Annotated in this window: 23 protein-coding genes; 10 read left to right on the top strand and 13 right to left on the bottom strand. The window is 66.9% G+C overall.

The annotated features are described in order from the left end of the window. Position 1 precedes the first annotated feature (1 nt). Positions 2-526, bottom strand: coding sequence for a cysteine dioxygenase (locus BTO20_RS08130; protein WP_087074864.1), 525 nt, complete (start codon positions 524-526; stop codon positions 2-4). Positions 527-647: 121 nt separating this feature from the next. On the opposite strand from BTO20_RS08130, the gene lpqV reads away from it, so the two are divergent. After that, positions 648-1,100 (top strand): lipoprotein LpqV, encoded by a 453-nt coding sequence (gene lpqV / locus BTO20_RS08125; protein WP_087074862.1) that lies wholly within the window; start codon positions 648-650, stop codon positions 1,098-1,100. Here the strand turns inward: lpqV and BTO20_RS08120 are convergent. Further along, positions 1,097-2,830, bottom strand: coding sequence for a SulP family inorganic anion transporter (locus tag BTO20_RS08120; RefSeq protein WP_087074859.1), 1,734 nt, complete (start codon positions 2,828-2,830; stop codon positions 1,097-1,099). The genes lpqV and BTO20_RS08120 overlap by 4 nt on opposite strands. A 49-nt stretch (positions 2,831-2,879) precedes the next feature. On the opposite strand from BTO20_RS08120, the gene BTO20_RS08115 reads away from it, so the two are divergent. Further along, positions 2,880-4,508, top strand: a complete 1,629-nt coding sequence (locus BTO20_RS08115; protein WP_232491091.1) for a SulP family inorganic anion transporter — start codon at positions 2,880-2,882, stop codon at positions 4,506-4,508. Between the two features lie 29 nt (positions 4,509-4,537). Continuing rightward, positions 4,538-5,503, top strand: a complete 966-nt coding sequence (locus tag BTO20_RS08110; RefSeq protein ID WP_087074855.1) for a patatin-like phospholipase family protein — start codon at positions 4,538-4,540, stop codon at positions 5,501-5,503. A gap of 1 nt (position 5,504) precedes the next feature. Here the strand turns inward: BTO20_RS08110 and BTO20_RS08105 are convergent, their stop codons facing one another. Together BTO20_RS08105 and BTO20_RS08100 are read right to left on the bottom strand one after the other, a co-directional pair. Beyond that, positions 5,505-6,362, bottom strand: coding sequence for a patatin-like phospholipase family protein (locus BTO20_RS08105; RefSeq protein ID WP_087074852.1), 858 nt, complete (start codon positions 6,360-6,362; stop codon positions 5,505-5,507). Positions 6,363-6,392: 30 nt separating this feature from the next. Then, positions 6,393-7,253: a class II glutamine amidotransferase gene (locus tag BTO20_RS08100; protein WP_087074850.1), complete on the bottom strand. Its 861-nt coding sequence runs from the start codon at positions 7,251-7,253 to the stop codon at positions 6,393-6,395. 75 nt (positions 7,254-7,328) lie between these two features. Between BTO20_RS08100 and BTO20_RS08095 the strand changes: the two genes are divergently transcribed. Continuing rightward, complete coding sequence (locus tag BTO20_RS08095) at positions 7,329-8,372, top strand: zinc-binding dehydrogenase (RefSeq protein WP_087074848.1); 1,044 nt, start codon at positions 7,329-7,331, stop codon at positions 8,370-8,372. 3 nt (positions 8,373-8,375) lie between these two features. Here the strand turns inward: BTO20_RS08095 and BTO20_RS08090 are convergent, their stop codons facing one another. After that, positions 8,376-9,422 carry an NAD(P)H-dependent amine dehydrogenase family protein gene (locus tag BTO20_RS08090; protein ID WP_087074846.1) on the bottom strand — a complete coding sequence of 349 codons (1,047 nt, stop codon included), beginning with the start codon at positions 9,420-9,422 and terminating at the stop codon, positions 8,376-8,378. A 79-nt stretch (positions 9,423-9,501) separates the two neighbouring features. Between BTO20_RS08090 and BTO20_RS08085 the strand changes: the two genes are divergently transcribed. After that, on the top strand, positions 9,502-10,707 hold the full coding sequence (locus tag BTO20_RS08085; RefSeq protein ID WP_087081786.1) for a lipid-transfer protein: 1,206 nt from the start codon (positions 9,502-9,504) through the stop codon (positions 10,705-10,707). Positions 10,708-10,820: 113 nt separating this feature from the next. Here BTO20_RS08085 and BTO20_RS08080 read toward each other — a convergent pair whose 3' ends face one another. Continuing rightward, positions 10,821-11,426: a TetR/AcrR family transcriptional regulator gene (locus BTO20_RS08080; protein ID WP_087074844.1), complete on the bottom strand. Its 606-nt coding sequence runs from the start codon at positions 11,424-11,426 to the stop codon at positions 10,821-10,823. A gap of 62 nt (positions 11,427-11,488) precedes the next feature. Between BTO20_RS08080 and BTO20_RS08075 the strand changes: the two genes are divergently transcribed. Then, the gene (locus tag BTO20_RS08075) at positions 11,489-12,319 is read left to right on the top strand and encodes an alpha/beta fold hydrolase (RefSeq protein WP_087074842.1); all 831 of its coding nucleotides are present in this window, start codon (positions 11,489-11,491) and stop codon (positions 12,317-12,319) included. Positions 12,320-12,328: 9 nt separating this feature from the next. Here BTO20_RS08075 and BTO20_RS08070 read toward each other — a convergent pair whose 3' ends face one another. Continuing rightward, the gene (locus tag BTO20_RS08070) at positions 12,329-13,951 is read right to left on the bottom strand and encodes a fatty acid--CoA ligase (protein ID WP_198344293.1); all 1,623 of its coding nucleotides are present in this window, start codon (positions 13,949-13,951) and stop codon (positions 12,329-12,331) included. Positions 13,952-14,048: 97 nt separating this feature from the next. Between BTO20_RS08070 and BTO20_RS08065 the strand changes: the two genes are divergently transcribed. Beyond that, positions 14,049-14,366, top strand: coding sequence for a hypothetical protein (locus tag BTO20_RS08065; protein WP_064948285.1), 318 nt, complete (start codon positions 14,049-14,051; stop codon positions 14,364-14,366). Between the two features lie 32 nt (positions 14,367-14,398). Here BTO20_RS08065 and BTO20_RS08060 read toward each other — a convergent pair whose 3' ends face one another. From BTO20_RS08060 to BTO20_RS08050, 3 genes are all read right to left on the bottom strand, one after another. Beyond that, entirely contained in the window at positions 14,399-15,241 is an 843-nt protein-coding gene (locus BTO20_RS08060; RefSeq protein WP_087081779.1) for an aldo/keto reductase, read from the bottom strand. A gap of 86 nt (positions 15,242-15,327) precedes the next feature. After that, complete coding sequence (locus BTO20_RS08055; RefSeq protein ID WP_087074840.1) at positions 15,328-15,642, bottom strand: hypothetical protein; 315 nt, start codon at positions 15,640-15,642, stop codon at positions 15,328-15,330. Positions 15,643-15,728: 86 nt separating this feature from the next. Beyond that, positions 15,729-17,081, bottom strand: coding sequence for a cation:dicarboxylate symporter family transporter (locus BTO20_RS08050; RefSeq protein ID WP_087074838.1), 1,353 nt, complete (start codon positions 17,079-17,081; stop codon positions 15,729-15,731). 108 nt (positions 17,082-17,189) lie between these two features. Between BTO20_RS08050 and BTO20_RS08045 the strand changes: the two genes are divergently transcribed. Both BTO20_RS08045 and BTO20_RS08040 read left to right on the top strand, forming a co-directional pair. Continuing rightward, positions 17,190-18,755: a sensor histidine kinase gene (locus BTO20_RS08045; RefSeq protein WP_087081777.1), complete on the top strand. Its 1,566-nt coding sequence runs from the start codon at positions 17,190-17,192 to the stop codon at positions 18,753-18,755. Continuing rightward, a complete protein-coding gene (locus BTO20_RS08040; protein WP_087074836.1) occupies positions 18,752-19,447 on the top strand; it encodes a response regulator in 696 nt (231 codons plus the stop codon). Before BTO20_RS08045 ends, BTO20_RS08040 begins: the two co-directional genes overlap by 4 nt. Positions 19,448-19,469: 22 nt before the next feature. Here BTO20_RS08040 and BTO20_RS08035 read toward each other — a convergent pair whose 3' ends face one another. Beyond that, positions 19,470-20,573, bottom strand: a complete 1,104-nt coding sequence (locus tag BTO20_RS08035) for an MmpL3/TtfA transport complex stabilizer (protein WP_232491090.1) — start codon at positions 20,571-20,573, stop codon at positions 19,470-19,472. Positions 20,574-21,076: 503 nt separating this feature from the next. Here BTO20_RS08035 and BTO20_RS08030 point away from each other — a divergent pair. Further along, on the top strand, positions 21,077-21,808 hold the full coding sequence (locus tag BTO20_RS08030) for a DUF3060 domain-containing protein (protein ID WP_087074832.1): 732 nt from the start codon (positions 21,077-21,079) through the stop codon (positions 21,806-21,808). A 3-nt stretch (positions 21,809-21,811) separates the two neighbouring features. Here the strand turns inward: BTO20_RS08030 and BTO20_RS08025 are convergent, their stop codons facing one another. Continuing rightward, complete coding sequence (locus tag BTO20_RS08025; RefSeq protein ID WP_087074830.1) at positions 21,812-22,585, bottom strand: amino acid ABC transporter ATP-binding protein; 774 nt, start codon at positions 22,583-22,585, stop codon at positions 21,812-21,814. Further along, entirely contained in the window at positions 22,582-23,946 is a 1,365-nt protein-coding gene (locus tag BTO20_RS08020; protein WP_087081775.1) for an amino acid ABC transporter substrate-binding protein/permease, read from the bottom strand. The genes BTO20_RS08025 and BTO20_RS08020 overlap by 4 nt, the downstream gene beginning before the upstream one ends. Positions 23,947-24,023 lie beyond the last annotated feature (77 nt).

The following is a 24,023-nucleotide window of genomic DNA, read 5'->3' as shown; positions in this document are numbered from 1 at the left end:
CTCACCCCTCCGGCGCGTCGGTCAGCTCGGTACGGTTGCGGCGCAACGTGTTCCGTTGGGTCACCTCGTAGTACGACATGGCGGTGAGGGGTGGCGAATAGGCGTGCACGCTCAATGTCGGGCCGGTGATCGGCGCTGGTGCGCGGACCACGTCGTGCACCCATCCGAGCGGGAACGCGGCCTGGGCACCGGCCGACAGGCGTCGACGCCGCAATGCCTCACCATCCCAGCGGGTTTCGGTGAGCGCACCGGACACCACCGTCAGCGCGCCCAGCGAGCCGCCGTGGTCGTGCAGTTCGGTGGACTTGTCCGGCACCCAGCTGATGAGCCAGATGTCCAACTCGTCGTCGCCGGCGAGCCGGGTGTACCAGCGTTCGTCGTGCGGCAGGCCGCGCAACAGCCGGTCGTAGCGGCCGGAGAGGACATCGTCGGCGGCGCGGTCGGTGGTGTGCAGCAGATCGGGCAGGCGCAGCCGGGTCGGTGCGGATACTGCGGGCACCACGGCAGGGGCAAGGGTGGAAACCATGCGGGAAACTCCAGAACTGACGTACGGACAGGGTTGGTCAAGGGCGCGCTAGCGAGCCCGACAACAGTCCTGAGAACTGGTCCGTTCCGTCACGGCGGCCAGTGTTGCATAGATTGGCGTCATGCGCAGTAACACCTCGGCCGTGCGGTGGACGACCGGAGCCATCGCCGTCACCGGCCTCACGTTGTTGACGGGATGCTCGTCGACCGGCGATCAGGGGCAGCCATCCGGCGCCCCCGCGACACCGTCGACCGCCTCTACCCGCACGGCGACACCCACGGCCTCCCCCGGTGAAGCGGCGGTCTCGCCGGGCGGGGTCACCACCGCCGTGGGGGCCGACGCCCAGTCCTCTGAAGAGGAGTATTTCCAGGCCTGCCACGCCGCCAAGGTGTGGATGGACGAGAAGGGCGGCGACCCCAAGGCGCAGATCGAGCCGTATCTGGCCTCCTTGCAGACCCCTGGTGCGATCCCGGGGCCCGGCACCTACAACAAGGCCTGGGCGGAGCTGGAGCCCGGCCGTCAGGCTGCGGTGATCGTCGCGGTCCGCGCGGCGGCCGATCAGCTCTGCGGCTAGTTCGAATCAGGCTGCGCCGAACCACCGCTCTCGCCGCGCTGGGCGGCCACCCAGGCACGTCCGCGCTCGACGGCGATGTCGAGGGCGCCCAAGACCCGGTCGGTGGCGGCAACGATGCCGTCGTCGCCCAGCACGTCGTCGAGCCCGCCGCGCTGCAGCACCTCCGCGGTGCCCGGATTCACGCCGGAGATGATCAGCCTGCCGTTGTTGGCCGTCAACTGGCCGGCCCATCTCCGCAACGCCTTGATGGTCACCGACGACGGCACGTCGGGCAACGCGCGAAGGCTCAGCACCACGACAGCGTTGGCGGTGCCGTCGGCCCGCGGCCAGGTCTCGTCGATGCGGGCCACTTCGGCGAACAGCCCAACCCCGGCGTAGTGCAGCACCGTCACGTCGTCGCTGGCGCACCGCGCGGGCACGGGCACCTGCCGCCATCCGCCGTCGGCTGCCGGTTCTAGCGCCATGAGTCGCGCGGCCTGGGCGGCCTTGGCGCAGTACAGCACCAGCGATGTGATGACACCGATGAGGATCGCGGTGTGCAGCGGTAACTGTGTGGTGGCCGCGAACGTGATCAGCATTGCCACCGCCGACAGCGGCGCGACCCGCAGCACCAGCTTGATGTCGGGTAGCCGGCCCACCACCAGCTCGGCGCCGATCACCAGGATGAGCCCGCCTATGACCGGCATCGGGATGATCTCGGCGGCCGAGCCCGCGACCAGGACCAGCACCGCCAGCCAGATACCGGCAAAGATGCCGGTCCAGCGGCTGCGCGCGCCTGCTGAGGTGGCCACCCCGGTGCGCGACAGCGAGCCTCCGGTGGGCAGCGCACCGAAGAAGCTGCCTGCGAAGTTGGCCGCGCCCTGGGCCAGGAAGTCGCCGTTCATGTTGGTGCGGCTGCCGTCGGGGTTGGGCACCGCTGCGGAGATTCCCGCGGCCTGGGCCAGCGCGACGAGCGCGACGGCAACCCCGCCCACGAGCAGCTCCGGCATCGCGGAGAAATTCGGGATGGTCACCGGGGGAAGGGAATTCGTGATCGACGCGATGTCGCCCACGGTTTCGACGTCGATGTGCGCGACGGCCACGACGGCGGTGACGACCACCAGCGCGATCAGGGTGGCGAACGATTCCAGAGGCTTGACGAAATGGAACACCGCCCACACCGCGACCGTGCCTGCCGCGACCGCGACGGCCGTGCCGTGCCACAGCCCGATGTGCGCCAACGAGTCGATGAACTTGCCGATGGTGTTGCCGCTCTGCGGTTTGTAGCCGGTGGCGTCGCCGAGCACGCCCGCCACGATCTGCAGCGCGATACCCGTGGAGAAGCCCGTCATTACGGCGTTGGAGACGAAGTTCATGATCGAGCCGAACCGCAGCAATCCGAACAGCAACATCACCGCACCGACCACGAGCGCCAGGGCCGCGACGTTGGCCGGGTCCTGCGGATCGAGCCCGGCTTCTTTGAGAACGCTGCGCGACGACAGTGCGATGGCACTCGTCAACGTCGTCACCATCAGCACCGTGCGGGCGAACAGGGAGCCGATGATGCCGGGGACCACACCTGCATACAGCCCGGCCACCGGGTTGAACCCGCCAATACTGGCGTAAGCCATGCCTTCCGGGATCGAGAACAGCCCGGTCACCAGACCGGCGATGACATCGCGTGGGCTGGGACGGCCGAGACTACGCACCGCCCCCGACACTCTCGAAGCCGCGTTCGGTGGCGCACTCATGGTGCACAACCCTGCCACGGCGACGGTCTACGCGGGCCATACTTGCGCCGTGCGATTTCGCGTTGCGCCCAGCCCTGCGCTGCTGCCCTACCAACGACAATGGTTGCGCAGTGACGTGTTCGCCGGACTCGCGGCGGGCGCCGTGGTCATTCCGCAGGCGATGGCGTACGCGACGGTGGCCAACATGCCCGTCGAATTCGGCCTCTACAGTTGCATGCTGCCGATGATCGTCTATGCGTTCACGGGCGGTTCGCGCAGCGTCAGCGTCAGCACCACGTCGACGGTCGCGACGCTGACGGCGTCGACGATGCTGGGTGCGGGCGTGCTGGCCGGATCATCGGGCGCCCCTTCGGATTTGATGACCTTGACGCTGCTCGTCGGGGTGATCCTGCTGGTCGCCCGGGTGTTGCGGCTGGGATCGGTGGTGGAGAACATCAACGAGGCCACCCTGATCGGCCTCAAGGCCGGTGTCGGGTTGACCATCGCGGCCGGTCAGCTGCCGAAACTGCTGGGTGTGACACCGGATCCGAATCACGAAGGCTTCTTCCGCGTCCTTGCCTCGGCGCTACGCCAACTGGGCCATGCCCATCTCATGACCGTGGTGCTCTCACTCGCCAGCATCGGGCTGCTGTGGTTCATCGGCCGCGCCTACCCGAAAGTTCCTGGCCCGCTGGTGGTCGCCGGGCTGGGTATCGCGGGCGCCTCGTTCGGCGGGTTGTCCGCACTCGGCGTCAAGTTGATACCCGCTGTGCCCGAAGGACTTCCGGTTCCCGGATGGCCGGCGTTCGATCACGTCGGCCATCTGTTCCCCGGGGCGCTGGCGATCGCGATGATGGCGTTCTTGGAGACCGTGTCGGCGGCTCGCGGCATCCGCCGCCGCGAGGATGCGCAGATCGAGCCGGACCGGGAGCTCAGCGCCCTGGGGCTGGCCGCGGTGGCCGGTGCGTTCTTCCACGCGCTGCCACCCTCGGGCGGTTTCTCTCAGAGCCAGGTGAACACCCGGTCGGGTGCCCGCAGCCAGGTGTCGGGGTTGGTGACCGCGGCGCTGGCGGTGGTGGTGGCGTTGCTGCTGGCACCGGTGTTGTCCAAGCTGCCGGAAGCGACGCTCGGTGCCATGGTCCTGGTTCCGGTTCTCGGGCTGATCGAGGTGCGGGCGCTGCGGCAGCTGTGGACATTCAGCCGCCGCGAGTTCACGTTGGCGATCCTGGTGATGACCGTGGCGCTGACCGTGGGCCTGCTGCCTGCCGTCGCCGTCGGGGTGCTGCTGACGCTGTATGCGGTGTTGCACAACGCAAATCAGCCACATGTGGTGCAGGTCGTCGACCACCACGGCATCAGTACCGACGGGCCGGAGGGCGAACTGGTCCATCCGGCTGATCCTCTGGTGCTCAGGACCCAGGTGGCGCTGTACACCGCGAACCTGAGGGCCAACACCAAGATGATGCGCGTCATGGCGCTGTCGGCCGATCCGCCGCCAAAGACGTTGGTAGTGGACCTTTCCCGGCAGCTGAGCATCAGCACCACGATCCTCGACGGCCTGCGCGACCTGGATGCCGATCTGGCCGCGGCGGGCGTCCGTGTGGAGTTCGCCGCCATGCCCGCGACGGCCCTGGCTCTCGCGCGCCGGTGGCCGTGGTGGCAGGACGTCGAGCGCGAGGGTCGCTACCGGCAGGTGTGACGTCGGCGTCCGCACGGCAGAATGGACGCATGCGAGTTGCGCTGGCTCTCGGCAGCGGTGGCGCGCGCGGCTACGCGCACATCGGCGTCATCAACGAACTGCGCGAACGCGGCTACGAGGTGGTCGGTGTCTCCGGGTCGTCCATGGGAGCGCTCGTCGGCGGGCTGCACGCCGCGGGCAAGCTTGACGATTTCGCCGAGTGGGCGCGGACTTTGACCCAGCGTGCGGTGTTGCGGCTGCTCGACCCGTCGCTCACGGCCGCGGGGATCATGCGCGCGGAGAAGATCCTCGACGCCGTCCGCGACATCCTCGGCGAGGCCACCATCGAGGATCTGCCCATCCCCTATACCGCGGTCGCGACGGATCTGATCGCCGGGAAATCGGTATGGCTGCAGCACGGCCCGGTCGATGCGGCGATCCGGGCATCGATTGCCATCCCCGGCGTGATCGCCCCGCATGCGCTCGGCGGCCGGCTGCTCGGCGACGGCGGCATACTCGATCCGTTGCCGATGGCGCCGATCGCCGCGGTCAACGCCGACCTGACCATCGCGGTCAGCGTGTCCGGCGGTGATCCGGGCACGGCCGCGACACCGGAGGATCGCGAGCCCCGGCCGAGCGCCGAGTGGCTCAACCGGATGCTGCGCAGCACGTCGGGGGTCTTGGATACGGCGTCGGTCCGCAGCATGCTCGACCGGCCGACGGCCCGCGCGGTGCTGAGCCGGTTCGGGGCGACGATCCCCGACGGCGAGCTCGCGGAAACCGACACCGACGACATCCCCGAGACCGCTGGGGCGCCGCGGTTGGGCAGCTTCGAGGTGATGTACCGCACCATCGACATCGCGCAGGCCGCGCTGGCCCGGCACACGCTGGCGGCCTATCCCCCCGATCTGCTCATCGAGGTGCCCCGCTCGGTGTGCCGCAGCCTGGAGTTCCACCGGGCCGGCGAGGTGATCGGGATCGGTCAGGAGTTGGCCGCCCGCGCGCTCGACGGCTGACTCAGCCGGCCAGGAACTCGGCCACCGCCGCCGCGACGCGTCGCCCCTGCCTGCGGCCGGCCTGCGCCGACGGGACCCGGCAGTCCGGGTCCAGCGGGTTCTCGCCGAACGCGTCCACCGCGTCGTCATCGGCGTAGACGCCAAGCGATGCGCCGGCGAAACCGTCGATCTCGGCGCTCACCCCGGCCCCGAACGGCGACGGGGTGTTCTGCCCTGAGGGCACCAGTACGACAGCGGCGTCGCAGTCGGCGGCCAGCACCATGTTCACGCTGCTGTTGACCCCGCCGTCCATATAGCGCCGATCACCGATCGTGACGACCGGCCACACGCCCGGCACCGCGCAGCTCGCGGCGACGGCATCGACAAGTCCGACGCCGGAATCCCGGTCGAAGCTGACCAGCTCGCCGCGGTCGATGTCGACCGCCGAGATCCGCAGTACCCGCTGCGGCCACTCGTGAGACGGCAGCCGCGCGGCGATCACCTCCCGGCGCACGGCCGCCGACACCGTCGGGGTGTCCAGCGCGACCTGGCCGATCTTCTGGAGTTTCTGGGCCTTGTCGGAGTTCGGCGTGAGCATCGCGTCGACGAACAGGTCGGTGACACTGTCGATGCCAACACCGGGGTCCAGTTCGGCCGATTTCGCGCCGATCTGGCGCAGGTAGAGCTCATCGAGGCTCAGTCCGCTGCCGAGCTGCGCGGCGACCGTCGAACCGGCCGACGTGCCGACCATCACGTCACTGTCAAGCAGGGCCTGGACCGTCTGCGGGGATTCGTCGGCTATGCCCCGCAGAATGCCGGTCTCCCATGCGATCCCCGCGATGCCGCCGCCTGCCAGGACCAGTGCACGTTTGGTTGCCAGGGGATTCCAGTGTGCCAGCCGGGCGCGGGCTCACCCGGCGGGGTGTTGTGACGCGGCAGCCTTCTCGGTGAGCTCGGCCAGTTGCAGCAGATGCTTCGGAGGATCGGGGAAGACCACCTCGCGGTGGATGTTCAGGTCGGCGTCGACGTGTACCAGTTCACCGGGTGCGAGCGGCTGCCAGGGCTCGCCGTCCATCGGCTCGCTCGCGAACACCACCGCCGGGTGCCGACTCAGCTGCTCGGAGTGCGCGGCGATGCGGTGGCTGCGCATCCGCATCTGTCGCTCGGCCACCTCGCGGCGATCCAACAGGTACAGCTCGTGAGTGTCCGGGTAGCGCAACGCCCACAGTCCAGTGGCGGTGCTGAGCAGGACGTTGACGGCGTATATCGGCACGGTGTCGGCGAGCCAGCCGATGGCGTCGCGCAGCCCGGCGGTCACGTCGCCCTCGGCGCTGCGGATCGCGGCGGTGATCAACGCGAACACCCGCTCGGAATCGCTCTCGCCGCCGACCAGATCGGCGACTCCCAGGTCAGCGAGCCGCGCGTCCAGCACGTCGAGTCCTTCGACCACACCGTTGTGCGCGAAGATCCGTCCGTCCTGCAGGAAGGGGTGCGTGTTGCGTACCTCGAGCGCACCGGTCGACGCGTACCGGACATGGGCGATGAACGTGGTTGCGGTGAGGTCGTGGGCCTCGGTCGCGAAAGCGCAGTCCTGCCACGCCGCAATGGGTTGCTTGTAGACGTGCGGTGCGCCGTCGGGCCCGAATACGCCCAGTCCGGTGCCGTCCGGGTTGTGCCTGCTCTGCGCGGCGAGGCTGTCCGGCGCATTCAGCAGCCAGAAGGTCGCCGTGACGGCGTGATGGCCCGCGTGCAGTCCGAACAACCGACACATCGGTCAGCGTCGTTGCTCGGCGACCGGCGACTGCGACATGATGCCGATAGTAGCCGCCGGACGAAGGGAACCGAGATGACCGCGACGATGCGGGCCGAGCGCTTCTACGCCGACACCAAAACGGTTGTCGTGGAAGATGTTCCGATTCCCGAGCCCGGTCCGGGCGAAGTCCTGGTGAAGGTGGCGTTCTGCGGCATCTGCCACTCCGACCTGAGCTTGATCAACGGCACGTTCCCGGCGCAGGCCCCGGTGGTGACGCAGGGCCACGAGGCTTCGGGCACCATCGCCAAACTCGGCCCAGGGGTGACGGGGTGGGCCGAGGGTGACCGGGTGATCGTCGCGGCAGGCAGGCCCTGCCTGACGTGTGCCAACTGCCGGTGCGGTGACATCGCCAACTGCATGCGGATCCAGTTGATGGCCTTCGCCTACGACGGTGCGTGGGCCGAGTACACCATCGCGCAGGCATTCGGGCTGACCCGCGTGCCGGACAACGTACCGCTGGAACAGGCCGCGATACTGGCCGATGCGGTGTCGACGCCGTACGGCGCCGTGGTGCGCACGGGCAAGGTCGGGATCGGCGAATCGGTCGGGGTGTGGGGACTCGGTGGCGTCGGCACTCACATCGCGCAACTCGCCCGGCTGGTCGGCGCCGTACCGGTGATCGCCGTCGACATCAAACCCGAAGTCCTCGACCGCTCATTGGAACTCGGCGCCGATTACGCCTTCGATTCGCGTGACGAGAACCTCGGCGAAAAGATCGCCGAGGTGACCGGCGGCCGCGGGCTCGACGTCGCGTTCGACGCGGTCGGGCTCAAGTCGACCTTCGAGCAGGCGTTGGGGCAGTTGACCGTTGGCGGCCGGCTGGTGTCGGTCGGCATGAGCGCGCAGGAGCCCACCATAGGGCCGACGTCGATGTTCGGCCTGACCCAGAAGCAGGTGCTCGGCCATCTCGGATATCAGAACGTCGACATCTCGACGTTGGCGACGCTGGTGTCGCTGGGCCGGCTCGACCTGTCGCGGTCGATCAGCGGCATCGTCGCGCTGGAGGACATCGCCACGGGCATCGAAAGGTTGGAACGCCAGGACGGTAATCCGATCCGAATCCTGGTGCAGCCCTAAGTATCACCGCAGGTCGGGTGCCGCCTTCCCGCTGATCAGCGGCAGGTCGGGATAGGTGGCGATGCCCGGCGCCGCCGCACACACCGCAGGCACCGAGTTGACGCAGTGCGCCGCGGTGGCGACGACGCCGGGCTCGGGGCCCTGCTCGCCGACGATGCCCTGAAATCCGTTGATGACCATGGTGAAATCCGGATTGCCCCGGACCGCCATCTCGTAGCGCTGCCCGGCCGGCCCGAAAGTCCATGCCGGTTCTAGATTTTCCTCACCCATCAGCCAGTTGACCGTGATCCGAACGACGGGCTCATCACCGACGATGGCCTCCCAGTGGAATTTTCGCCCTGCGACCTGACCCGGTTCGATCACGCCGATCGGCGATTCGATGGGCGCGGTGGCCACGGCGATCTCCTGCGTCGCCCTGATCCGCGGCTCGGCGTTGAACCCGATCTGGTCCACAACCAACTTGATGGCCTGAATGAAGCCGCCGTCGAGCAGCTTCTGCATCGGTCCGCTCAGCGCGTTGTCAGGCTCGCCGCCGAAGCCCATCACGTGGCGCACCACGTCGGGCGCCTCGTAGGTGCGCAGGTCGGAGAATTCCTCGGCGCGCACGAACCGCACACCGGTGGACAGCGCGGACACCAGCAGGGGGAACTTCTCGCTGATGCCGCCGGGCGCGATACCGGTGCCGTGCAATGTGGCGCCGCCCTCGAGTGCCGCGGCCCGCAGCGGCTCGGCCTGCTTGTCGGACGGGTAGAACCAGCCGATCGGGGTGACGACGTTCTTGCCGGACCGCAGCAGCGCCGCGACTTCGTCGGGGTTGGGCACGAGCGGCGCGTAGATGACGGCGTCGGCATCCAGCGAGAGGATCTCGTCGACGCTGTTGGTCGCGACGACGCCGATGGGCCCGGCGCCGATGAGCTCTCCGACGTCCCTGCCGTTCTTGGCCTCGGAATGCACCCAGCACCCGGCCAGTTCCAGGTCCGGGTGTTCCAGCACGCCTTTGATGGCGGCCACGCCGACTCCGCCGGTCGCCCACTGCACCACTTTGAGCACGGCAGATCCTCCTCGACGAACTAGAACGTGTTCTATTTATCTCTACACTAAGCGCGTCGCGATATGTATGTTTCTCGACATGGTCAACAAAGTGTTCGTTGTAGGGGTGGGGATGACGAAGTTCGAGAAGCCCGGCCGTCGCCTCAACGACAATGGTTCGGCGTGGGACTACCCGGACATGGCGCGGGAGTCGGGTACCAACGCGCTCAAGGACGCCGGGATCTCCTACGACCAGGTCCAACAGGGGTATGTCGGATATTGCTCGGGGGATTCCACGTCGGGTCAGCGCGCGCTCTACGAACTGGGCATGACGGGCATCCCGATCGTCAACGTGAACAACAACTGTTCCACCGGCTCGACCGCGCTTTACCTTGCCGCACAAGCGATCCGGGGCGGCCTGGCGGACTGCACCATCGCGCTGGGCTTCGAGAAGATGCAGCCGGGCGCGCTGCAGGCGGGCGCCCAGGACCGCGAGTCGCCACTGGGCCGCCACGTCAAGGCACTGGCCGAGATCGACGAATTCGCATTCCCGGTGGCGCCGTGGATGTTCGGCGCGGCCGGCCGCGAACACATGAAGAAGTACGGCTCCACCGCCGAGCATTTCGCGAAGATCGGCTACAAGAACCACAAACACTCGGTCAACAATCCGTACGCGCAGTTCCAGGACGAGTACACCCTCGACGACATCCTGGCCGCCAAGATGATCTCCGATCCGCTGACCAAGCTGCAGTGCTCGCCCACCTCCGACGGATCCGGCGCGGCGATCCTGGCCGGTGAGGAGTTCGTCGACAAGCACGGGCTGGCTTCCCAGGCGGTCGAGATCGTCGGGCAGGCCATGACCACCGACTTCGCCTCGACGTTCGACGGCAGCGCCGCCAACATCATCGGCTACGACATGAATGTACAAGCGGCCCAACAGGTCTACGCACAGTCCGGCCTCGGCCCTGAGGATTTCCAGGTCATCGAGCTACACGACTGCTTCTCGGCCAACGAGCTGCTGCTCTACGAAGCCCTTGGCCTGTGCGGCGAAGGTGAAGCGCCGCGGCTGATCGACAACGACGACACCACCTACGGCGGACGCTGGGTGGTCAACCCGTCCGGCGGGCTCATCTCCAAGGGCCACCCGCTGGGTGCGACGGGCCTGGCCCAGTGCGCCGAGCTGACCTGGCAGTTGCGCGGCACCGCCGACAAGCGTCAGGTCGACGGCGTCAACGCTGCGCTGCAACACAACATCGGCCTTGGCGGCGCCGCCGTCGTGACGGCCTACCAGCGCGCCGACCGCTAGGACTTCCCTCGCGAGCAGACACGCGGGTACGCGACACGCCGCGTTTCGCGTACCTGGCTGTCTGCTCGCCGGAGAAAGTCGCGGGAGAAAGCCGCGGGAGAAAGCCGCGGAAATCAACCGGTCAGCATTGCGTCGATCAGCCGGCGTAGCACCTGCCGGATCTCGCGGCGGGCCTTCTTCGGATCCTCGGCGGTAGCGATGGCCATGGCCGCCTCGTCGAGGGCGCCGATCAGCACGTGCGCCAAGGCCCGCACGGGCTGACGCGCGAGTTGACCGGCCTTGATCGCCTCGGCGAGCAGTTGCTCGGTCATGCCGAGGCTGTAGCGCTGGGCCACGTCGCGGAACCCTGCCCAGCCGAGCACACTCGGCGCGTCGAGCAGGATCAGCTGGCGCACCTCGGGATCGCCGGACACCTCCAGCCACGCGTCGACCGCGGCGCGGATCGCGTCGGCCGGAGTCGTCGCGCCCGACGCGGCCACCTCGGTCGCCAACCGCGCCATCACGTCCTGCTCCACGACCTCCACCACGGCCAGAAAAAGTGCTGCCTTGTCGGCGAATTGGTGATACATCGCGCCTCGGGTCACGCCTGCGGCCGTGGCGATCTCCGGCGTCCCCACCTCTGAGTAGCCGCGCTCACCCCACAGTCGCCGGGCAGCCGCGATCAACGCTTCACGGGTGGCCGCGGAGCGCTCTTCCTGAGTACGTCTCTTGTTTTCCATACACCCTGTTGGTAAGTTACCGGCAGACTGTTCGTAAATGCGTATCGAGCCGGGAGTCATCCATGTCGATCATTGAGATTAGCGCCGGAACCGTCCATTTCGAGGAATTCGGACCGAAGGACGGCAGGCCGGTCGTCTTCGTCCACGGGTACATGATGGGTGGGCAGCTGTGGCGCCAGGTCAGCGCGCGCCTGGCGGCGCGTGGCCTGCGGTGCATCGCCCCGACCTGGCCACTGGGCGCGCATCCCGAACCGTTGCGGCCCGGCGCCGATCGCAGCATCCGCGGCGTCGCGAGCATCGTCGCCGACACGCTCGCCACCCTGGATCTCGACGACGTCGCACTGGTCGGCAATGACACCGGCGGGGTGGTCACGCAGCTGGTCGCCGTGCATCATCCGGACCGAATCGGCGCCCTGGTGTTGACGAGTTGCGATGCGTTCGAACACTTTCCACCGCCCATCCTCAAGCCGCTGATCAGCGCCGCACAATCCAAGGTGCTGTTCCGGGGCGTCGCGCAGGCCGTGCGGATCCCTGCTGTGCGCAGGCGTGCCTACGCGGGCCTGGCCCACGCGAACATCGATGTCCTCACCCGGGAATGGGTGCACACCACCCGGTCGAACCCGGCGATCGCCGAGGATCTGCGGCAGTTCACCCTGTCGCTGCGCACCGAGGTCACCACCGGGGTGGCCGCCCGGCTCCCCGAATTCACCAAGCCGACGCTGATCGCGTGGTCGGCCGACGACGTGTTCTTCGAGCTCGGCGACGGCGAACGGCTGGCAAGCATCATCCCGCACGCCCGCCTCGAGATCATCGACGGCGCCCGCACCTTCTCGATGATCGACCGGCCCGATCGGTTGGCAGACCTGCTGTCGACCATAGCCGTGCGGACCTGATTCCAGCCGCTAGATGGTGATCACCTCATACGCGCCGTCGGCGTGCCGGGCGCGGATGGTCTTCTTGTCGTACTTGCCGACGCTGGTGCGCGGAACCTGGTCGATGAATGTCCAGCGCTCCGGAAGCCACCACCGAACCACCTTGTCCGCCAGGAATTCTCGTAGTTCCGCCGGGCTGGCCGTGGCGTTCTCGTGCAGCACCACCACGGCGAGCGGGCGTTCCTGCCAGCGCTCGTCGGGCACGCCGACCACGGCGGCCTCCAGCACAGCGGGGTGGGCGATCAGCAGATTCTCCAGCTCCACCGAGGATATCCACTCGCCACCGGATTTGATGACGTCCTTGGCCCGGTCGGTGAGCGTGACATAGCCGTCTTCGTCGATGCAGCCGACGTCGCCGGTGCGCAGCCAGCCGGTGTCGAACTTCTCCGCGTCCCGGCCCCGGTAGTAGCTGCCCGTGATCCACGGCCCGCGTACTTCCAGCTCCCCCACGGCTTTACCGTCGGCGGGCATGGGTGTACCCGTGTCGTCGACGATGCGGACCTCGACACCGCACATCGCTCGGCCCGCCGTCGCGCGCATGGCCCAGTGCCGTTCCTCGGACACTCCGGGCAGCGGTTTGGCGACCGTCGCCAGCGGCGACGTCTCGGTCATCCCCCACGCCTGTTGGATGTAGACGTCGTAGCGCTCCTGGAACGTCCGCATGAGCGACACCGGTACCGCCGAGCCGCCGCAGGCAACCAGTCGCAACGACGAAATATCGTGTCCCGGAGCCTTTTCCAGGCAGTGCATGACGTCGTTCCAAATGGTGGGGACGGCGCCGGCCACTGTGGGGCGCTGCGATTCGATCAGTTCGATCAGCGAGACACCGTCGAGGAACCGGTCCGGCATCACCAGATCCGCCCCGGCCATCAGGGCCGCGTACGGTAGCCCCCACGCATTCGCGTGGAACATCGGCACGATCGGCAACACCACGTCGCCCGCGCCGACGTCGAGTGCGTTGGCGGTGCAGGTGGACAGCGAGTGCAGATAACTCGACCGGTGGCAGTACACCACTCCCTTGGGGTTTCCGGTGGTACCGCTCGTGTAACACATTGCGGCAGCAGAGTTCTCGTCGATGTCCGGCCAGTCGAACTGCGCGGGCTGGGCCGCCAGCACGTCGTCGTACCGCACGACCGTGACCCCGCTCAGAGCACTGAGGTCGCCGTCCCCGGACACGATCACGGTGTGCACTGCCTCCAGGAGCGGCAGCACCGGGGCCAGCTGCGGCACCAGAGACGCGTCGGCCACGATCACCCGGTCCTGCGCTTCGTTGGCGATGTAGGCGATCTGCTCCGGGGACAACCGGATGTTGAGGGTGTGCAGCACCGCCCCCATCGCAGGCAGGGCCAGATAGGCGGCCAGATGTTCGGCGTTGTTCCACATGAACGTGCCCACCCGCTCGTCGCCGGTGATGCCGAAGCCCCGCAGGGCATGCGCCAGCCGGGCGGCCTGTTCGCCGATCTCGCGGTAGGTGCTGGTGCGGTATCCCCCGTGACCGGTGGCGGTGGTGACGGTTCGGTCGCCGTTGGCGCCACAGGCGTGCCGCAGGATCGCCGTGATGGTCAACGGCCAGTTCTGCATGGTGCTGTCCACGGGCGCGATGCTATCGGGGTGCTCGCGGGAACGAATCGGGTTCCCGAAACGATGTATGGAGAGGAAGATGTGAAGTAGCTGAAGGAGAGGCACGACAATGCGGGTGAAGTGGACCATGGGTGCGGTCGCAGTGGCTGTGATCGGGCTGGTGGGCGCCCCCGCCGGCCTCGCGTCAGCCGACGAGACGGCGCAGGAAACCATCAGCCGTCTGCAGTCGCAGGGCTACACCGTCAACATCGATCGTGTCGGCACGGCGCCGCTGGACCAGTGCGTGGTCACCAGCGTCCGCAACCCGCAGCAGGTCAAGCAGTGGGTCCCCTATACCGGCCCGGGCCGCGGTAACGGCAACGACCGGGTACTGGTGCAGGTGGTCACCAGCCAGACGGTATCGGTGTCACTGAACTGCCAGGGCTGAGCGAGCCAGTTCCGCCTCGCCCAGCCCGGGGCTCACGTCGGGATCCGGTCGAAAGTGTCTGGGTTCGGGCCAGTTCGTCCGGGTTCACCGCGGTCGAGTGCCGAGATCGCTTGCATGTCGGAGTCGCTCAGTTCGAAGTCGAACAGCTCGAAGTTGGATCGAACCCGTTCGGGCGACACTGATTTCGGAAATACGATGTCGCCGCGCTGGATGTGCCAACGCAGTACCACTTGAGCGGGGAACCGACCGACGGCCTCGGCGATTCTCGTGACGGCCGGATCGTCGAGCACCCGGCCTTTCGCGATCGGCGACCAGGCCTCCGTTGCGATGCCATGCTCTCGCCCGTACGTGCGGACCTCTTCGTTGGTGAAGTACGGATGGACCTCGACCTGATTTACCGACGGCACCGTGTCGGATTCCCTCGCGAGACGCTCCAGATGTGCGGGCTGGAAGTTCGATACCCCGATGCTGCGTGCGCGGCCGTCCTTGGCGAATTCCTCCAAAACATGCCAGGTCGACACGAAGTCGCCGTCATAGAGCGTCGGCAGCGGCCAATGGATGAGGAAAAGGTCGACATAGTCGGACCCGAGCGCAGTCAGGGTGTCGTCAAAGGCCCGTCGGGCGTCGTCGGGTCGGTGAAAACCGTTGTTGAGCTTGCTGGTGACGAACACGTCGCCACGGTCCAAGCCGGCGTCGCGGATGCCCTGACCCACTTCGCGTTCATTGCCGTACATCTCGGCGGTGTCGATGTGGCGGTAACCGACGTCCAGCGCCACCTTGACCGCCGCGGCCGTCTTCTCCGGCTCGATCTTGAACACGCCAAATCCCAACTGCGGGATGCGAGTGCCGTCGTTCAGCTCGATCGGCGCATTCATCGGTGGGAATGTCTTGCTCGTGACCATGACCTCCAGCGTACCCTGTCCGCGCTTTCGCCGCCCACCCGGGGCACCCGGCACCCACGTCAATGTGTGCAGTCCAACGACACCGTGATGGTGCGCCGCACCACGATCGGGACGAGGTCGAAGTTCTTCTTGCCGTTCTTGCCGATGTTCTCAACTCGAACCAGCCTGGTTTCGGTCTGGGGATTGCGCACGCTGGTCACCGTGCACTGCTCCAGCGGAGCACTCCCGATCCGGTCGATCGTCACATCGAAGCCGTCGGCCTGAAGTTCACCGATGGTCACCACTGCTGATTCTGCCGACGCCACTGCCGCCGGCGTTGCCATGATTGCCAGTACCGCCCCCGATACGGCCAGCGCCACTGAGGTTGTTCGCATACCACTGTCACGGCGACGGGGCCAACATGGTTCACAGGAAACGCAAAGCCCGGCCGGAGAATCCGGCCGGGCTTCGGTGCTGGCTCTCAGTGGGCCGCTACCGCCACGGGCGCGGCATGGTTGTCGACCATCGTGAGTTCGTCGAAGGGGTCCCTGCCGCCCAGCACCGCGTCGATCTTGGCCCGGTCCACCGTCTTGGTCCACGAGCCGACGAGCAAGGTGGCCACCGCATTTCCGGAGAAGTTGGTCACGGCGCGGGCCTCGGACATGAACCGGTCGATGCCGACGATCAGGCCCACCCCGTCCAGCAGTTCGGGGCGGTGGCTCTGCAGCCCGCCGGCCAGGGTGGCCAGGCCGGCGCCGCTGACTCCAGCCGCGCCCTTGGAGGCGACGATCATGAACACCAGCAGCGAGACCTGCTCGCCTATGGACAGCGGGTCACCCATCGCATCGGCGATGAACAGCGACGCCATGGTCAGGTAGATCGCGGTGCCGTCCAGGTTGAACGAGTATCCGGTCGGCACGACGACACCAACGGTGCTCCGCTCGACGCCCAGGTGTTCCATCTTGGCGATCAGCCGCGGCAGTGCCGACTCCGAGGACGACGTCGAGAAGATCAGCAGATACTCGCGGGCCAGGTAGCGCACCAGCTTGAAGATCGACACACCCGACACCAGGCGCAGGAGCGCGCCGAGCACGCCGAACACGAACACCGCGCACGTCAGGTAGAACGCGAGCATCAGGGTCAGCAGTTGGGTGACCGCCGTCCAGCCGGTCTGCCCGACCACGTTCGCGATCGCGCCGAACGCACCGATCGGGGCCAGCCACAGGATCATGATCAGCACCTTGAACACGAGCTTCTGCAGGTGCTCGACACCGCGCAGGATGGGCTCGCCCGCGGTTCCCATCGCCTGCAGTGCGAAGCCGACCAACAAGGCCAGGAAAAGGGCTTCCAGCACGTTGCCGTCGGTCAGCGCCGAAAACAGGGTGGTCGGGATGATGTGCTGGATGAAGTCCATCAGACCGCCGGCCTCATGGGCCTTCTCGGCCAGCTGCGCGCCCTGCCCGGCGGCCTTCTCCGACAGGTGCATGCCCGAGCCGGGGTCGAGCAGGTTGCCCACCAGCAAGCCGATGGCCAGCGCGACGGTCGACATCACCAGGAAATAGACGAAGGCCAGGCCGCCGATCTTGCCCACGGTGGCGGCCTTACGGACCGAGCCGATGCCCAACACGATCGTGCAGAAGATGACCGGGACGATCATCATCTTGATCAGGTTGACGAACATCGTCCCGAGCACGCCGACGTCTTTGCCGAATCCCGGTGCGACGAGCCCGACCGCGACTCCGGCCACCACCGCGACGATGACGGCGATGTAGAGCCAGTGGGTTCGGTCTCGTCGGGTCTTCGGTTCGGGTTGTGGGTCCAAGGTGGTGCTCATCGGTACCTCCGGGTCGACATCGGTTTGCTCTGCAAGTAGGTTCGCCGATGACGTGAGCCACGTCACGCATAAGTTCATTTAGTTCAAGCTGGGGCGGATAACGTGCGGTTGAGCAGGTGGTGGCCGCGGTCGCTGGCCGGTCAGGCGATCGCCCTGCAGGTGGTCGTGGTCGCCATCGTGGTGCTGGCCGGGACCGCACTTGCGCTGCTCGACGCGCGACGCGACGGTGACGCCGCCGCACGCCAGCAGGTCGTCGGCATCGCGACCGCACTCGCGGATTCCCCGTCGACGGCCGCAGCCATCCAATCCGGCACGGCCACAGAGGTTTTGCAGCCGATGACCGAGGCGGTGCGCAAGGCCACCGACATCGCGTTCATCACGATCATGGCGCCCGACGGAACGCGCTTCACCCACACCGATCCCAGCCAGATCGGCGGCCACTACCTCGGCACCGTCGAGCCGGCGTTGCGTGGTGAGACGTTCAGCGAGGTCTACACCGGAACGCTCGGCCCGTCGGTGCGGGCGGTGGCCCCGGTGCACGGCCGCGACGGGCGCATCGTGGGACTGGTCTCCGCAGGCATCACCCAGCAGACCCTGGCGCAGCGCTGGCGGGCGCAGATCCCAGTGATCGCGGCGGTAACCGTTGGCGCCCTGGCAGTTTCGTCGATCGGGGTGTGGGCGATCCGGCGCAGGCTGCTACGCCAGACCCGCGGCCTACGGCCCGACGAACTGCGGGTGATGTACGACCACCACGACGCGATCCTGCATTCGGTGTCCGAGGGATTGATCGTGCTGGATCGCGACGGCGTGGCCGTGATCAACGACGAGGCGCGACGGCTCCTGGGCGTGCCGCCCGGACCGGTCCGGCAGGCCGACCTGCCGGACTTCCTGCGCAGTCGTGATCCAGGGGTGCGTGACGAGGTGCATGTCACCGACGACCGGGTGCTGGTCGTGAACCGTTCCGGGGTCACCGGTGGGCAGGAGCGAAGCGGCCGGGGGATCGATTCCGATTCCGAGGTCGTCACCATCCGGGATCGCACCGAATTACAGGGCGCGCTGGGCGAACTCAGCTCCATGCAGGTGTTGGCCGATTCCCTGCGGGCCCAAGCGCACGAGTCGGCGAACAAGCTGCACACCGTCATCACCTTGGTCGAGATGGGACGTCCGGAGGACGCGGTCCGGTTCGCCACCGAGGATCTCGCGCTGTCGCAGCAACTGGTCGACCGGCTGTCGCAGGCGGTGCGCGAGCCCGCGCTGGTGGCGCTGTTGCTCGGCAAGACCGCGCAGGCCGACGAACGCGGCATCGCGCTCACGATCACCGAGGACACCCAACTGCCCACCGACACAGTGCTGTCGGGCCAGGAGATGGTCACCGTGGTGGGTAATCTGATCGACAATGCGATGGACGCGTGCGACCGCGACGATCCGTGGGTCGAGGTCACGGTGAGCCAGGACGATGGCGGACTGTTGATCCGGGTGGCCGACAGCGGCCCCGGAATGGATGCGTCGACGTTCGAAAAGGCCATGCAGCGTGGGTATTCCACCAAACCGGGCGACACTTCTGGCCATGGTCTGGGATTGGCGCTGGTGGCTCAGGTGGTCAGAAGACACGGCGGCGCGATACGGGCCGACGTGACATACGGTTCGGTCGTCACGGTGACCTTGCCGATATGAGCGATATTCACGTCCTCATCGTCGAGGACGATCCGCTGATCGCCGAGGCGCACGCCACGTATCTTGCTCGGCTGGAAGGGTTTTCGACTGCCGCAGTGGTGCACACCGCACGTGACGCGATGCGCACCGCGGCGGAGGCCTCGGCATCGGAGCGGCCGATCGATCTCGTGCTGCTGGACCTGGGACTGCCCGACGCCAGTGGAATCTCGTTGGCCTCGGGATTGTCCGGGCTGCGACCGGCGCCCGACATCATCGCCATCACTTCCGAACGCGATTTGGAGATGGTGCGGGCCGCGGTGGCCCACGGCGCCCTGGCGTACCTGCTGAAGCCGTTCACGTTCGCGGCATTCCGCGATCGCCTCGAGCGCTACCGCCGCTACCGCACGGCGCTTCCGGCCGGTACGGACGCGGCCAGCCAGGCCGAGGTGGACCGGGCCCTCTGGGAATTACGCGTCGCCCCGGACAAGGCCGCTTCCCCGAAAGGGGCGGCGCCGCAGACCACCGACGAGATCGCCCGCGCGGTACGCGACGACCCCGACGGGCTGACCGCCGACGAGGTGGCCAAGCAGGTGGGGGTCTCCCGGGTGACGGCGTGGCGCTACCTGGAGCGGCTGGCCGATGGCGGCACCGTTACCCGCAGCACGGAGTACGGCAAGACCGGCCGGCCCAGCACCCGTTACCACTGGCGCTAGACCCCTCGCGAGCAGACGAGATCTAGACGGCGATGGGTTCGCGTGCCGGTGCGGCGAGCTCACGCACGGCCACCGGCGCGGAGGCCAGCTGCGAGTACAGCGCGGGCAGCTCGGCCGCGACGTCGAAGGCGTTGACGTGGCCGGTGTAGTCGGCGATGAAGACCCGGCCACCATCGGCGCGCACGGCGACCGCGGCGGGCTGGGCGTTGACATCGACACTGCCGATGATCTGGCTGGTCAGGGTACACAGCACGTGGACGCGGTCGTAGTCGACGATGTAGGCGCGGGTGGAGTCCGGGCTGAGCACGAGCTGCGTGGGGGCCCCGCCGACACCGATGGTGCCGAGGACAGTTCCCGCAGCGGTATCGATGACGTGCACTTCACCGCGGTACTGCAGATCCGAGGTCAGCGCGTAGGCGATTCCGTCGGCACCGAGCGCGATGTCGCGAACCGGTGCGCCGATCCACACCGTGGACTCGACATGTGCGGTTTCGGTGTTGATGGCGACCAGCCGGCTGCCCCGCGGACCCGAAGTGGCCGCGTAGAGCCGCTTACCGGTGGAGTCGGCCCGCAGGGCGTCGAGGTTGACGCCCGCACCGGTGGCGATGTCGATGGTGCCGACCCGCTCGGCGGTCACGTCGATGACGGCGACGTCGATGCGGTCGTGGCCGCTGCGACCGACGAACACGCGCTTGCCGTCCGGGCTCACGGTCAGTGCAGTCACGTTCATGGCCAGCGGATACTCGGCGAGCAGCGCACCGGAGATGGTGTCGACCACGGCGATCGAGTCACGACCGGCGGTGGCGATGCTGACATAGGCACGGTCGTCGGCCGCCGCGATCGCGAACGGTTCGCCACCGAGCCGTACCGAACCCACGACCCGCAGGGTGTCGGGGTTGATGACGGTGAGGCAGTCGCTGCCGTAGTTGGTCACCACGATGGTGTCGCGGTCGGCGTCAACAGCGATGTCAGCGATGGGGCCGCGCTGGACTTCCACGAGACCGGCAACGTCCAGGTCGTCGAGGGCCCCGTCGAACGCGACGCTGCCGGCCGCATCTTCTGCGACAGCGGTGTCACGACGAAGCAGATTGCTGATCGCACGCAGGAAGTTATTTGCCATGGTCATCGGCACCTCCGCCGGCATGGCGTTCACCGGCACTAGATTCCAGGGTCTGTCTGCGCCAGGCTGGCGCGGTTGGATCGAGTCTAGCGACGAAAATGGGCGCCCTTCATCATCAGCTCGGCGCCCCGGCCAACTGCCGAGCCATTCTCTCAGGCTGCGCTTAGGAAATTCTTCGTTACGGCGTCGTTATGTTTTGGTAGCAATACATTGCACGTCAGTTACCTGGGACGACGCTGCCGGCGGCTATCACCCATCTGACATCGCGCAATGGTGTTGGCGAAATGGTCTCTTACCATTCCGGGCAAAAATGAGCGATAAATCACACTTCGACACGCCAGCAAACTTTTCGAATCCCCAGGCGACCGCACGTGGCCGCACCGGCCGACTCCATGTTACGACTGGGAAAGCTGAGGCCCGGTGGGACAGATGTTCGCTGGGCGTGACCCCGCTCACACCTGCATCGTCAACCTCCCCCACCCGGGCGCCGCATATGCGAGCATCACCGCATGGACCCGCAGGACGATCCCGAGGCCCGCATCCGGGACCTGGAACGCCCGCTCGCCGACGCCGCCTACGCGTCGGAATTGGGGACCGGGTCCAGCACCCCGCCGCCCACCCAGCCATGGACCGCCGACAATCAGTTCCCTCCACCGACCTACGGCGGACAATTCCGGGGCCAATACCCGCCGCCGACCTACGGCAACCAGTACCCCGGCCAGTACTCCGGCTATCCCCCGCCGCCGCAGCGAAGCTCGGGCAGTGCTGTGCGCGTGCTGGTGATACTCGCCGCGGTCGGGTCGTTCCTGGTGGCCGGTGGCGTCGCGGCGTACCTGATGTTCGGCACCTCGCAGAACACCGGATCGAGTGGCACCACCACCAGCCGCACCACCAAGACGACCGTGCGCACCGCGCCGACCCATACGCAGACAGCCGTGCCCGCACCGCCCACCGCCTCGACGAGCCCATCGACACCCGGCCAGCCGGTCACCGTGACAGGGATCAACGAGAACCGGACCATCGCGTGCGCCGGCAACGCCGTGATCGTGCAAGGTATCCAGAACACCGTGACCATCACGGGACACTGCACCAGCATCACGGTGTCGGGCATCCAGAACACGATCACCGTCGATACCGTGGACACCATCGGCGTCTCCGGGATGGAGAACCGGCTCACCTTCCACTCGGGCGAACCGCAGATCTCCAACTCCGGCTCGGACAACACCGTCGAACAGGGCTGAGTCTCACAGCACCTTCGACAGAAACTCCTGCAGCCGTGGATGTTTGGGGCTGTCGAAGACCTCGGCCGGAGTGTCGTCTTCGACGATGTTCCCGTCGGCCATGAAGATCACTCGCGACGCCACCTCCCGCGCGAAGCCCATCTCGTGAGTGACCACCACCATCGTCATGCCTTCTGCGGCCAGGGTGCGCAGCACTTCGAGGACATCCCCGACCATTTCGGGGTCGAGCGCGCTGGTGGCCTCGTCGAACAGCATGATCGACGGGCTCATCGCCAGCGCCCGCGCGATGGCGACGCGCTGCTTCTGACCACCGGACAGCGTGGCCGGCTTTACCTTCGCCTTCTCCGCAAGCCCCACCTGACCCAGCAGATCCAGGGCCCGCTTCTCGGCGGCGGCCTTGTTCATCTTCTTGGTCAAAAGCGGTGCCAGCGTGACGTTCTCGATCACCGTCATGTGTGGAAACAGGTTGAAATGCTGGAACACCATGCCGATGTGCTGACGGACCTTGTCAAGGTCGACCTTGGGGTCGGTCAGGTCGTAGTCATCGACCACGACCTTGCCGTCGGTGATGTCCTCGAGCTTGTTGAGGCACCGCAGGAACGTCGATTTCCCCGAACCGGACGGCCCGATCACGCAGACCACCTCACCCTGGCTGATGGTGGTGTTGATGCCGTCGAGGACGACCAGGTCGCCATAGGCCTTCTTGAGACCCTCGATGCGGATCTTGACAGTGCCTTCGGGTTCGGCTGCAACCGTTTCCGGGACGAGGTGGGTCATTTCACGAGCCTCTTCTCGAGTCGGTCAGAGAGTTTGGTGAGCGCCATGATCACGATGAAGTAGATGATGCCGATGATCAACCACATGTTGAACGACTGGAAGTTGCGGGCGATGATCAGCCGGCCGGTCTGGGTGAGTTCGGCGATGCCGATCACCGACAGGATCGAGGTGTCCTTCAACGTGATGACGAACTGGTTGATGTAGGACGGGATCATGGTCCGGATCGCCTGCGGCAGAATCACCTTCCGCATGGTCGGTAGGTAGCCGATACCCAGGCTGCGGGCCGCTTCCATCTGGCCTTTGTCCACCGACTGGATGCCGCCGCGCACGATCTCGGTCATGTACGCACCGGCGTTGAGCGATAGCGTGATGATGCCCGCCGTCATCGCCGTCATCTGGAAGCCGAGCGCGGCCGGGATACCGAAGTAGATGAAGAACGCTTGAACCAGAAGTGGTGTGCCACGGAAGATGTCGACGAATGTGGTGCCGATGGCACGCAGCCATATCGACCGCGACACTCGCAACAACCCGAAGATGATGCCGAGCACCAGGGCGATGGCGATCGAGACGACGGTCAGGATGATGGTCATCTTCAGGCCGGCCATCAGGATCGGGAAGGTGCTCTTGAGCAGGCCCAGGAACGAGTTGTCGTTCTCGGTGGCGCCCTTACCGAGGTAGGTTTCGATGATCTGGTCGTAGCGGCCCGAGGACTTGAGGTTCTTCAGGCCCGCATTGAATTTCGCGAGGAACTCGGCGTTCTGGCCCTTGTTGACCGCGAACCCGTAGCTCGATCCGCTCTCCTTGGGCGTAACGGTCTTGAATCCGTTGCCCTGCTGGATGCCGTAGTTCAGCACCGGATAGTCCTCGAAGACCGCCACCGAGTTGCCGGTGCGTACCTCGTCGAACATCGACGACGAGTCGGCGAACGACACGATGTCGAACCCGTACTTGTCCTTGATGGAGGCCGCGAATTGTGCACCCTCGGTGCCGTTCTTCACCGCGACGCGCTTGCCTCGCAGGTCCGCGTAGGACTTGATGTCGTCGTTGGTCTTGAGCACCGCCATCTGCACGCCGGATTCGAAGTACGGGTCGGAGAAGTCGAAGACCTTCCTGCGTTCGTCGGTGATGGACATTCCGGCGATCACCCCGGCGGCCTGGTTGGCCTGGACCGCCTGCAGCGCGGCGTCGAAGCCCAGTGGCTTGATGTCGACGGTGAAGCCCTGATCCTTGGCGATCTCGCGCATCAGATCCATGTCGATGCCCACCAGATTGCCCTGCGCGTCCTGGAATTCGAACGGGGCGAACGTGGTGTCGGTCGCGATGACATAGTGTTCCCCGGCCGCCGAGGCGGGCGCGGTCATACACAGCGCGATGCCGATCAGCCCGACGAACACGGCCGCGACGACGGCCGTGAGTCGGTGCAAGGGCCGTGTTGCCC

Source organism: Mycobacterium dioxanotrophicus, assembly GCF_002157835.1.
In the GTDB taxonomy this organism is placed as follows: Bacteria; Actinomycetota; Actinomycetes; order Mycobacteriales; family Mycobacteriaceae; genus Mycobacterium; species Mycobacterium dioxanotrophicus.
The sequence above is the reverse complement of the archived record's forward strand: the minus strand, read 5'-3'. Positions and strand labels throughout refer to the sequence as shown.

Excerpts from the sequence above, each read along its gene's own strand:
- BTO20_RS08130 (WP_087074864.1), bottom strand. The coding sequence starts at position 526 with ATGGTTTCCACCCTTGCCCCTGCCGTGGTGCCCGCAGTATCCGCACCG.
- BTO20_RS08030 (WP_087074832.1), top strand. The coding sequence starts at position 21,077 with ATGGACCCGCAGGACGATCCCGAGGCCCGCATCCGGGACCTGGAACGC.
- lpqV (WP_087074862.1), top strand. The coding sequence starts at position 648 with ATGCGCAGTAACACCTCGGCCGTGCGGTGGACGACCGGAGCCATCGCC.
- BTO20_RS08120 (WP_087074859.1), bottom strand. The coding sequence starts at position 2,830 with ATGAGTGCGCCACCGAACGCGGCTTCGAGAGTGTCGGGGGCGGTGCGT.
- BTO20_RS08055 (WP_087074840.1), bottom strand. The coding sequence starts at position 15,642 with ATGCGAACAACCTCAGTGGCGCTGGCCGTATCGGGGGCGGTACTGGCA.
- BTO20_RS08035 (WP_232491090.1), bottom strand. The coding sequence starts at position 20,573 with ATGACCATGGCAAATAACTTCCTGCGTGCGATCAGCAATCTGCTTCGT.
- BTO20_RS08040 (WP_087074836.1), top strand. The coding sequence starts at position 18,752 with ATGAGCGATATTCACGTCCTCATCGTCGAGGACGATCCGCTGATCGCC.
- BTO20_RS08100 (WP_087074850.1), bottom strand. The coding sequence starts at position 7,253 with ATGTGTCGGTTGTTCGGACTGCACGCGGGCCATCACGCCGTCACGGCG.
- BTO20_RS08050 (WP_087074838.1), bottom strand. The coding sequence starts at position 17,081 with ATGAGCACCACCTTGGACCCACAACCCGAACCGAAGACCCGACGAGAC.
- BTO20_RS08060 (WP_087081779.1), bottom strand. The coding sequence starts at position 15,241 with ATGAATGCGCCGATCGAGCTGAACGACGGCACTCGCATCCCGCAGTTG.
- BTO20_RS08065 (WP_064948285.1), top strand. The coding sequence starts at position 14,049 with ATGCGGGTGAAGTGGACCATGGGTGCGGTCGCAGTGGCTGTGATCGGG.
- BTO20_RS08025 (WP_087074830.1), bottom strand. The coding sequence starts at position 22,585 with ATGACCCACCTCGTCCCGGAAACGGTTGCAGCCGAACCCGAAGGCACT.
- BTO20_RS08080 (WP_087074844.1), bottom strand. The coding sequence starts at position 11,426 with ATGGAAAACAAGAGACGTACTCAGGAAGAGCGCTCCGCGGCCACCCGT.
- BTO20_RS08020 (WP_087081775.1), bottom strand. The coding sequence starts at position 23,946 with ATGACCGCGCCCGCCTCGGCGGCCGGGGAACACTATGTCATCGCGACC.
- BTO20_RS08075 (WP_087074842.1), top strand. The coding sequence starts at position 11,489 with ATGTCGATCATTGAGATTAGCGCCGGAACCGTCCATTTCGAGGAATTC.
- BTO20_RS08095 (WP_087074848.1), top strand. The coding sequence starts at position 7,329 with ATGACCGCGACGATGCGGGCCGAGCGCTTCTACGCCGACACCAAAACG.
- BTO20_RS08110 (WP_087074855.1), top strand. The coding sequence starts at position 4,538 with ATGCGAGTTGCGCTGGCTCTCGGCAGCGGTGGCGCGCGCGGCTACGCG.
- BTO20_RS08085 (WP_087081786.1), top strand. The coding sequence starts at position 9,502 with ATGGTCAACAAAGTGTTCGTTGTAGGGGTGGGGATGACGAAGTTCGAG.